Source organism: Pseudonocardia acidicola, assembly GCF_012911935.1.
In the GTDB taxonomy this organism is placed as follows: domain Bacteria; phylum Actinomycetota; class Actinomycetes; order Mycobacteriales; family Pseudonocardiaceae; genus Pseudonocardia; species Pseudonocardia acidicola.
On the sequence record NZ_JAAXLA010000151.1, the window covers coordinates 1 to 3064 of the forward strand.

At 73.7% G+C, this 3064-nt stretch carries 3 protein-coding genes; all 3 read left to right on the forward strand.

Annotation, left to right across the window (positions count from 1 at the left end):
• On the forward strand, nucleotides 1-1434 hold a 1434-nt coding region (locus HF526_RS34280; RefSeq protein ID WP_211178221.1), incomplete at its 5' end, for a magnesium transporter MgtE N-terminal domain-containing protein.
• Nucleotides 1435-1546: 112 nt separating this feature from the next.
• Nucleotides 1547-1915, forward strand: coding sequence for a hypothetical protein (locus tag HF526_RS34285; RefSeq protein WP_211178222.1), 369 nt, complete (start codon nucleotides 1547-1549; stop codon nucleotides 1913-1915).
• 104 nt (nucleotides 1916-2019) lie between these two features.
• Complete coding sequence (locus tag HF526_RS34290) at nucleotides 2020-2889, forward strand: MgtC/SapB family protein (RefSeq protein ID WP_169385809.1); 870 nt, start codon at nucleotides 2020-2022, stop codon at nucleotides 2887-2889.
• The last annotated feature ends 175 nt before the right edge of the window (nucleotides 2890-3064 follow it).

Here is a 3064-nt window from a genome sequence, read left to right on the forward strand (position 1 = left end):
ACCCAGAACCCCGCCGCGCCCCACCAGGCGGGCCGCGGTACGCCCGGGCAGACGTTGTCGCTGTCGCGGCTGCTGCGCCGGGCCGTGGTCGGGGCCCGCGGGCAGCGGCTGGGCCGGCTCTCCGACGTCATCGTCCGGTTGCGCGGCACCGACTACCCCCTCGTCACCGGCCTGGTCGCCGAGTTGGGCGGGCGGCGGGTGTTCGTGCCCGCCGAGAGCGTCACCGACTGGGGCACCGAGCAGGTCCTGCTCTCCAGTGCCCGGGTGGACCTGCGGGAGTTCGAGCGCCGCGACGGCGAGGTGCTGCTGCGGGCCGACATCCTCGGCCACCGCCTGATCGACATCCCGCGCGCCCGGCTGGTGCGCGCCTACGACCTGGAGCTCGCCCACACCCCCGACGGCTGGGTGCTGGCGGGGGTGGACACCCGCCCCACCAGCTGGTGGCGCCGGGCCCTCGGTCTGACCAGGCCCGCCCACGACCGGCACGACGCGGACGGCGGCGAGCCGATCGGCAGTGGCTGCCGGGACTGGAAGGCGTTCGAGGCGTTGATCGGCCACGAACCCACCGTGCTGCTACGCAGCCGGGCCGGGCGGCTGCGCCGGCTCAAGCCCCCGCAGATCGCCGACCTGCTCGAAGAGGCCTCCGGCGAGGAGCAGACCGAGCTGCTCCAGCAGGTGCACGCCGATCCCGAGCTCGAGGCCGACGTGTTCGAAGAACTCGACGAGGACCGCCAGTCCAGGCTGCTGCGCGACCGGCCCGATGCCGAGGTCGCCGGGGTCCTGGCCCGGATGCGCGCCGACGACGCCGCCGACGCCATCAACGACCTGCCTCAGGAACGGCGCCAGGCCGTACTCGAGCTGCTGCCCACCGGGCAGCGCGCCAAGGTGACCGCCCTGCTGGGCTACAACCCGACCAGCGCGGGCGGATTGATGGGTCTGGACTTCCTCGCGCTGCCCCGCGACACCACCGTCGCCGCCGCGCTGGACCGGGTCCGCACCGCCACGACCCTGCAACCGGAAGCGCTGACCACCGTGTTCAGCCTCAACGACCACGGCAAGCTGCGCGGCGCGGTCAGCCTGGTCGCGCTGCTGCAGGCCGCCCCTACCGCCCGACTGCGCGAGGTCACCGAACCCGACCCGGTCCGGGTCCACCCGGACGCCGACCTGATCGACATCACCTTGCTGATGACCGACTACAACCTGCTCAGCCTGCCCGTGGTCGACGACGACGACCACCTGATCGGGGTCATCACCGTCGACGATGCCCTGGAATCCACCGTCCCGAACAACTGGCGCCGCCGCGAACCCGCACCCCACCCCGACCCGGCCGACGACGAGATCGAGCCGTCTGCGAACCAGTCCGGCGCACCGCAGGCCGGGCAGCAGCCGCTCAGCGGGGCGGCGCCGCAACCGTCCGGACCCGACCCCACCTGACCCCACCGACAAATGACCCCACCGACAGGGGGGGGCGATCATGGTCACCCATCCTCACGTCCCAGCGCCCGGCCCCGGCCGGCCCGACCCCCACGAACGGCCCAGCATCCGGATGGCGATGGCCGCATCGATGCTGCGCCACGGCCACGCCCCGCTCGAAGTCGCCGCGGCCACCGGGGTGCCGCTGGCGCTGGTGCAGTTGCTGGCCGAGCACCGCACCGCCGCCCCACCCGCCGACCCGGCGGGCCCGGGCAGCGCGCCCCCACCGCCTGGGCCGCAACCGACCCACCCGCCGCCGGCGACACGCCGACACCACCGGTGGCAGGCCTGGGTCCGGTACACCGCGGGCACGGCCATGATCGGCAACCTCGGGCTGGCCCTCGCGGCGGCACCCACGCACCTGCCCGTGCTCGGGCTGGCCTCCCTGCTGCTCACCTGCCCGCTGTTCGCCGTCCTGCTGCTGTCCACGATCAGTCAATGATCAACCAGTAGAAGGTCACCGGGCACCGGTGCGTGCTGCCGGTGCTGGTTGCGGGTGTCCCCCCGCTTCGCGCCGGACCGGCCTGATCGAGAACGGAGGCTGTGGTGAGCGGCGCTGATGTCGAGTTCGTGCTGCGGCTGCTGCTGGCCACCGGGTGCGGGCTGCTGATCGGGCTGGAGCGGCAGTACCGGTCGCGCACCGCGGGGCTGCGCACCCATGCCCTGGTCGCTGCCGGGGCGGCGGTGTTCGTGCTGTTCGGCGAGCAAGCCGGCCTGCCCTCCGCACCGTTGCAGATCACCGCCTACGTCGTGTCCGGGGTCGGGTTCCTCGGCGGTGGGGTGATCCTGCGCCAAGGCTTCGCCGTCCAGGGCCTCAACACCGCGGCCACTCTGTGGTGCTCGGCCGCGGTCGGCTGCCAGGCCGCCGCCGGACACGTGATCCCGGCACTGGCGACCACGGCCGTCGTGCTCGGGGTGCATCTGTTGCTGCGCCCCCTGGGCCGCCTGGTCGACCGGGCACCGGCCGCCAACGTCGAAGCCGTGGCCGCCTACACCATCGTCGTCGTGGTCCGCCGCAAACACGAACTCCACCTGCGGGCGCAGCTGCTGCAAGCCCTCACCGAACCCGACATCACCCTGCGGGGCCTCAGCAATCAGGCCGAGACCGACGATGCCACCGGCGACGTCGAGCTGTGCGTCGAGGTCCTCATCGAAGGCGGCCCCGGCGCGCGCCTGGATGCGTTGGTCACCAGGCTGTCACTCGAACCCGGGGTCCGCGCGGTGTCCTGGCGCGCTGAGGACGCCGACCTGCGCGACACCGACGACCGCGATGACGCTCCCGCCCTACCGATCCGCAGCCGCGCCCGGCGCGGCCGCCTGGCCGCCCTCATGGTCTCCGGGCCCGACCGGCATCGAGTACCTCCCCCTGCAGTCGTCCCGGAGGACGACCAGCCATCCTCAGGAGCCGGCCGATGAACCCCCCACCACCGGGGCCCGCGTCGTGGCCTGCGACACCTGTGGCAGTCCGTCGGGGCCCGCGCCCGGATGGCCGGTGGTCGTTCTAGTTGACACAGGGGATGCCGCCGCCGGAGATGCTGTCCGGGGTCGCTGATGGCGCGGCCGGCTGGGGGGCTGCGGTGCTGGGGGGCGG

Coding starts and splice junctions, on each gene's coding strand:
- HF526_RS34285 (WP_211178222.1), top strand. CDS start 1,547: ATGGCGATGGCCGCATCGATGCTGCGCCACGGCCACGCCCCGCTCGAA.